The following is a 6,355-nucleotide window of genomic DNA, read 5'->3' as shown; positions in this document are numbered from 1 at the left end:
GATTCGCGGTCGCCGCGGGTGTTGGTGGCGCGGGGCAGCATGGCGTACTCGGCGGTGACCCAGCCTTCGCCGCTGCCCTTGCGCCAGCGGGGGACAGCGCAGCAGCGCCCCGAGGCCGCCCACCGGCACCTCCTCGTCGTCCTCCGGACGCACCCGCAGCACCTCGGCGCCCGCCATCACCGCCGAGCGCAGCAGCGCGTCGTCGGCCCGGGCCGGCAGGGGATCGCGCTCACCCAGGTAGTGGGTGTCGCTGCGGCGCACCGCGATCTGGTCCGGCTCGGCGCCCACCCACACCTCGCGGTGCGCGTCCGGCCCCTCGGTACGGACCAGCAGCTCGGCGATCCGGTGCTCCCGGGCCGCCTCCACCAGCGCCGGTACGCCCTCCGCGGCCGACGGGCCGCCGCCGGTGTCCGAGCGCGCCGAGCGGAAGCGGTCCAGCTCCTGGTCGGCGGTACGGCGCAGATGCTCCTGGCGGGCCGCCTCCACGTCCTCGTCCAGCAGCCGGGTGCCCGCGCCGCCGGCCCGGCCGCCGTGCTCGCTCTCCACGGCCAGCGGCCGTACGTCGGCGGGCAGCCGGTCATGGACCGAGCGCCGCTCCCGGGCGTCCCCCGCCAGCACGATCAACTCCGCGCCGGTCTCGTGCTCGCACGCGGCGACCGCCTCGGCGATCGTCCGCGCGTTCTCCTCCCAGGTGTTCTCCACGCTGGTCTGGAAGTGCCGTTCGGACCAGTCCGCCGATGCGGTGCGGTGTACCGGCCAGTCGCGGCCCTCCACCTGCCCGGCCGGCCGCTCGCCGCGCGGCCCGCGCAGCTCCAGATCGGCTCCGGTGCGGTCGATGTAGGCGACCAGGCAGACCGGTTCCGCGGCGGCCAGGTCCAGCAGCGGGCCGAGCCGGGGCAGCGCCGCCCAGGTGACCTCGGCGGGCGCCAGGGGCCGCCGGCTCAGCGGCGGGTCGAGCACCACCTCGCCGTGCGCGGCGAACACCGCCCGCCCCTGCTCATGCGGCGGCCGCCCGCTGGTCAGCGCCTCGTAGACGGCCCGCGCGGTGTCCTGGTCGCAGCCCTGACCGAGCAGGTCCTGGCAGGCCTCACGGGCCTGGAGCTCGCGCCGCTCCGCCGCCGACTCGTCGATGACGGAGGTGTCCAGATAGACGCTGGCCCACGGCCCCGGGCGGTCGAAGAGGCTGGTGAGGAAGGAGAGTTGCATGGATCTGATCCCTCCAGGATCGGTGGATCGTGGTGCACCGGCGACGAGTACCCGACCACCCGCCCGCCACACGGATCCCCCGCGCCGCGTGCGCCCCGTTCGGCGCGGCCGGTGCCGGGTCGCCGCCCGGCCGGTGTCGGGCAAGAGTGGTCGGGAACCCGTTACTCGCATGCGCCTGACTGTCCGACCCGGAGGTGGCGATCGCCATGCCCAACCCGCACGTCCCGTCCGCGCTGCCCGCCCGGCACGCCGAGGCGCTGGAGCTGTTCACCGAACGGGTGCACGCCATCCGCGCCGACCAGTGGGACGACGCGACACCCTGCACCGACTGGTCCGTCCGCGAGCTGGTGAACCATCTCACCAGTGAGCAGCTGTGGGTGGTGCCGCTGGTACGCGAGCACCGCACCATGAAGGACGTCGGCGACGCCTTCGACGGCGATGTCCTCGGCGAGGACCCGGTCGCCACCTGGGACCAGGCGGCCGCCGGCGCCCGCGCGGCGTTCGCCGAGAAGGGCGCCCTGGACCGGGTGGTCTCCCTCTCGTACGGGCAGACGCCGGCCACCGCCTACTGCGCCCAGATGGTCACCGACCTGGTGGTGCACGCCTGGGACCTGTCCCGGGGCATCGGCGCCGACGAGCGGCTGCCGAAGCCGCTGGTGGACTTCGCCCTGCGCGAGGTCGGCCCCCACGCGGGCGCCCTGGCCGGCAGCGGGCTGTTCGCACCGGCGGTCGACACCCCGGACGGTGCCGACGACCAGACCAGGCTGCTGGCCCTCACCGGCCGCGAGGCCTGAGAAGCCCAGGAGACAGGAGGCAGGAGACAGGAGACAGGAGACACGACAAGGCTCCTCGTCCGCCGCGCGGGACGAGGAGCCTTGTCGCGGGAGGCCCGATGACGGGCGCCCCGCCGCTCAGCCGGCCGAGGCCTTGGCGAACTCGGCGGTGAACGCCTCGTTGAACGCCTTCAGGTCGTCCGGCTTGCGGCTGGTGATCAGGGTGCTCGGCTCGGACGTGCACACCTTGACCTGCTCGTCCACCCAGGTGCCGCCGGCGTTCTGGATGTCGGTCCGCAGGCTGGGCCAGGAGGTCAGCGTCCGGCCCCGCAGGACGTCCGCCTCCACCAGGGTCCACGGGGCGTGGCAGATCGCCGCCACCGGCTTGCCCGCCTCGAAGAAGCCCTTGACGAAGGCGACGGCCTTCTCGTCCGTGCGCAGGAAGTCGGGGTTGGCCACCCCGCCCGGCAGGACCAGCCCGCCGAAGTCCGCGGCCGACACCTCGGAGACGGTCCGGTCCACCGGGAAGGTGTCCGCCTTGTCCAGGTGGTTGAAGCCCTGGATCTCACCGGAGTCGGTGGACACCAGGACCGGGGTGTCGCCGTTCGCCTTGACGGCCTGCCAGGGCTCGGTCAGTTCGACCTGCTCGACGCCCTCCGGCGCCACCAGGAACGCGATCTGCACGGTGTACTCCTCGTTTCTTCCTCGTCGTCCTTGTTCGTCCTTGTCCGTCTTTCCGCCCCCGCGCGCCCGCTCAGGCAGGGTGGGGGCGGCGCTCCAGCGCCACGGCCACGTCCTGCACACTGCGGTAGGTGTCGTCCCGGGGGAGCTCCGCCACCCGGTCCGTCAGCCGGTCCGGGGCGTGCCGCTCGCGCAGGATCCGCAGCAGGTCGCCGCGGTGCGCCGGGAACGGCGTCCGCGCCAGGAACCGGGCGAGCTCCAGCCGCAGCGCCTCGAACGGATCGGCCGGCACATCGCGGGACGCCAGCCGCGGGTCGTCGTCGGCGATCGGCTCGGGGTCGTGCCACTCCTCGCTCCGCGTGGGGTGACCGGATCGGAGCAGCCCCTTGAGCTGGTGCTTCATCTCGTCGTCCTGGCGGCGGCTGAGCCGGTCACTGCCTCGCTGCATTGCGCCCTCCATGTTCCTCGGGGTTCTGCGGCCTTCTTCGGCCTTCTTCGGGGATTCCTCGGCTGCGGTCGCCGGGCCGGGTACCCGGCGATACGGAGGCAAACACGCCGGTTGGCCCTGGTTCGGGACGTCTCCCGGAGGTGACCGGTCGACCGCCCGGTTTGAGACCGTCCCGCAGCGGAGACCCGCTGCGGGACGACGGGAAGGAACAGGGTCGATGGGACTCATCTCCGTACTGGTGCCCCTGCTCATGCCACCCGCCATGCTCGGCGGACTGATGGCCATGGGCCGGTACGAGGACTACATCCTTCCGCGCAGAGATCCCGGCCCCGAGCCCGCCGCCCGCACCGCGCCGGTGGCGGCCCGCTCGGAGGCCACCGCACCCGCCGCCCCCGCGACCGCCGAGTCCGCTCCCGAGCCGTCGCCCCGGTCCCGGGCCCGCCACGCCCGTCCGGCAGAACTGCCCGGCCCGGTACGGCTGCGCCCGCGTCCCGTCGGCAGGCGCTCGCACGCGGCACCCGCGGCCGCCGGCTGCTGACCGCTCCCGCCCCCCCCCGGCCCCGTACCGCGCCCCGGTACGGGGCCGTCGGCCGTCACCCGAACGGCAGAGCCGCCGGGGGCGCGACGCGCCCTCGATGAGCGGAATCGTCCCGTTACGGCCAGCATGGAAAGAGGAGTTTGCCGGGTTCGGCCACGGGCATGCGCACCTCGTGCTTCGGACCGGAGGCACGTCCCCGGAAGCGGCCTGCCGCTTCCCCGGGCGTGCGGGTCCGCGCCCGGGGAGAGGAGTTCGGCCCTTCCGGGTGTCAGTCAACCGTCAGCGCCGTTCAGGGAGCTGAAAGCCACATGCCTATCCTCGCTCACACCAAGCACCCGCACGACGACGCCCCCGACACGGCCGAGGCCTTCCGGCGCATGGCGGACCTCCCCGAGGGCGAGGAGCGGGATGCCGTCCGACAGGACATCGTCCGGGCCTGGCTGCCCATGGCGGACCGGCTCGCCGGCCGCTTCCGCAACCGCGGCGAGTCCCTGGAGGACCTGAAGCAGGTCGCCGCCCTCGGCCTGGTCAAGGCGGTGGACCGGTACGACCCGACCCGCGGTGCGGCCTTCGAGAGCTTCGCGGTGCCGACCATCACCGGCGAGATCAAGCGGCACTTCCGCGACCATATGTGGACCCTGCACGTCCCCCGGCGCGTCCAGGACCTGCGGGGCCGGGTCCGCACCGCCTACCAGGAGCTCTCGCACTCGGTCGGGGGCCGCGCCCCGACCGTGGCGGAGATCGCCAAGAAGGCGGGGATGACGGAGGAGGAGGCGATGGCCGGTCTGGAGGCCCTGGACAGCTTCACCGCCCTCTCGCTCGACGCCGAACTGCCCGGCACCGAGGACGGCTACACCCTGGTGGACGCGCTCGGCGGACCCGATCCGGCGCTGGACACGGTCATCGACCGCGAGGCGGTCAAGCCCCGGCTGGCCAAGCTGCCCGAGCGCGAGCAGCGCATCCTCTACATGCGGTTCTTCCGCGATATGACACAGAGCCGGATAGCGGAGGACCTCGGCATCTCCCAGATGCACGTCTCCCGGCTGATCAGCCGCTGCTGCAACCAGATGCGCGAGGAGATCATGCGCGACTCCGGCGCCTGAAACCGCCCGCGGCTCCCTCGCCACCACCCCCACGGCCCCGTGAGGCCCGGCCGGCCCTCACGGGGCCGTGCCGTGCGCGGGGCGACCGGACGCCCCCGAGCGGCGGAGCGCCCGGAACCTCCGTATAAAGAAGGCCAGGGGGACGGCGGCGGACGCCCCTGGCCGGACGGCGGTCCGGGGGCGCCAACGGTACGGCGGAGGTGAGCGCGTATGCGGCAGCCGGTCACCGAGGGGCGCGGCCCGGTGCGCTACGGGCCGCAGCCACCCGGCCCCGCGTCCGGGTTGCCGGTGCTGCCCCAGCTGGCCGATGTGGTCGCCGCCGCGGCCGGCAGCGGTGAACCCGCACCGCCCGGTGGTGGCCCCGAGCTCTGCGAGGCGGCCGGGGGCTACTGGCGGCGGCGCGGGGTGCACTGCGGGCCGAACGACCTGGCCGCCGCGCCCGGCGCCCCGGCACTGCTCTCCGCGATCATCGCCGCGCACGACGGCGACCTGCTGCTGCCCCGGCCCTGCCCCGCCTGGTGGGCGCCCCAGGCCCGGCTGCTGGGCCGCCCCGCGTACCACGTGCCCGTCCCGGCCGAGTGCGGCGGTGTGCCCGACCCGTACGCCCTGCTGGAGACCATCCGCCGGGTACGGGCCGAGGGCGGCCGTCCCGGGCTGCTGCTGGTCTCGATCGCCGACGACCCCACCGGCACCGTCGCCCCGCCGGAGCTGGTGCGCGAGGCCTGCGAGGCGGCCGTCGGCGAGGGGCTCCACATCGTCAGCGACGAGACCTGGCGGGACACCACGCACGACCCGGGCGGCACCGTGCTGGTCAGCCCTTCCGAGATGTGCCCCGAGGACACCACCGTCCTGGCCGACCTGGCCGGCTCGCTCGCCCCGGCCGCCTGGCCCGCCGCCGTCGCCCGCTTCCCCGCCGGAGAGCGCGGCGCCCGCTGGCGGGCCGACGCCCTGGACCGGCTCACCGCACTGGGCGCCCAGCTCGCCGCGCCCGTCGCCGCGGCCGCCACCCACGCGCTGCGCGAGCCCGCGCCGGTCGCCGCCCGGGCCGCCGCCTCGGCCGCCCTGCACGGCCGGCTGGCCGCCGCCGCCCACCGGACCGTGCTGGCCAGCGGCGGGCTGGCCCGGCCCCCGCAGGCCGGGCGGTGCCTCTACGCCGACCTCACCCCGCTGCGCGGGCAGCTCGCCGCTCGCGGGGTGACCGACGCGATGGAGCTGGAGGAGTACCTCGGCGAGGGGCTCGGCTTCCCGGCGCCCGGCGGGCACCGGTTCGGCGACGACCTCGGCGCCCTGCGGGTACGGCTGGACACCGCCCCGCTGCTGGGCGCGCCCCCCGACCCGGGCGGCCGGGCCCTCACCGCGGCGGACCCGCTGGAACTGCCCGAGGTGGCGGCCGCGCTGGACCGGCTCGCGGCCGCCTTCCACGAACTGCACCGCACCCCGGCGAACGGAGCTGGCCGATGACGGAACGGACCGCCCCCACCGGCCCCACCGACCCCGACCCCACCGACGCCACACATACCGGCCCCGGCCCCACCGGCCCCACCAGCCCGGATCCCGCGCTGCCCGCCGAAGCGGCCGCGCCCGCCGAGGGGGCCGCACCCACCGG

Annotated in this window: 7 protein-coding genes; 4 read left to right on the top strand and 3 right to left on the bottom strand. The window is 75.4% G+C overall.

Annotated elements, in window-relative coordinates; all coding sequences use genetic code 11:
- The coding region (locus ABZ945_RS31790) for a Vms1/Ankzf1 family peptidyl-tRNA hydrolase (RefSeq protein WP_361276747.1) at positions 1-1,206 on the bottom strand (1,206 nt) is incomplete at its 3' end.
- 206 nt (positions 1,207-1,412) lie between these two features.
- Between ABZ945_RS31790 and ABZ945_RS31785 the strand changes: the two genes are divergently transcribed.
- Positions 1,413-2,000 carry a TIGR03086 family metal-binding protein gene (locus tag ABZ945_RS31785; RefSeq protein WP_361276745.1) on the top strand — a complete coding sequence of 196 codons (588 nt, stop codon included), beginning with the start codon at positions 1,413-1,415 and terminating at the stop codon, positions 1,998-2,000.
- A gap of 117 nt (positions 2,001-2,117) precedes the next feature.
- Here ABZ945_RS31785 and ABZ945_RS31780 read toward each other — a convergent pair whose 3' ends face one another.
- Together ABZ945_RS31780 and ABZ945_RS31775 are read right to left on the bottom strand one after the other, a co-directional pair.
- A complete protein-coding gene (locus ABZ945_RS31780; RefSeq protein ID WP_361276743.1) occupies positions 2,118-2,663 on the bottom strand; it encodes a type 1 glutamine amidotransferase domain-containing protein in 546 nt (181 codons plus the stop codon).
- A 70-nt stretch (positions 2,664-2,733) separates the two neighbouring features.
- The gene (locus ABZ945_RS31775; protein ID WP_361276741.1) at positions 2,734-3,108 is read right to left on the bottom strand and encodes a DUF2795 domain-containing protein; all 375 of its coding nucleotides are present in this window, start codon (positions 3,106-3,108) and stop codon (positions 2,734-2,736) included.
- Positions 3,109-3,325: 217 nt separating this feature from the next.
- Between ABZ945_RS31775 and ABZ945_RS31770 the strand changes: the two genes are divergently transcribed.
- The 3 genes from ABZ945_RS31770 (at position 3,326) to ABZ945_RS31760 (ending at position 6,210) form a co-directional block, all read left to right on the top strand.
- On the top strand, positions 3,326-3,646 hold the full coding sequence (locus ABZ945_RS31770) for a hypothetical protein (RefSeq protein ID WP_361276739.1): 321 nt from the start codon (positions 3,326-3,328) through the stop codon (positions 3,644-3,646).
- A gap of 308 nt (positions 3,647-3,954) precedes the next feature.
- Positions 3,955-4,749 (top strand): RNA polymerase sigma factor SigF, encoded by a 795-nt coding sequence (locus ABZ945_RS31765; RefSeq protein WP_361276737.1) that lies wholly within the window; start codon positions 3,955-3,957, stop codon positions 4,747-4,749.
- Positions 4,750-4,959: 210 nt separating this feature from the next.
- Positions 4,960-6,210 (top strand): aminotransferase class I/II-fold pyridoxal phosphate-dependent enzyme, encoded by a 1,251-nt coding sequence (locus tag ABZ945_RS31760; protein WP_361276735.1) that lies wholly within the window; start codon positions 4,960-4,962, stop codon positions 6,208-6,210.
- Positions 6,211-6,355 lie beyond the last annotated feature (145 nt).

The organism is Streptomyces sp. NPDC046887 (genome assembly GCF_040644755.1).
Classification (GTDB): domain Bacteria; phylum Actinomycetota; class Actinomycetes; order Streptomycetales; family Streptomycetaceae; genus Streptomyces; species Streptomyces lichenis.
The sequence above is the reverse complement of the archived record's forward strand: the minus strand, read 5'-3'. Positions and strand labels throughout refer to the sequence as shown.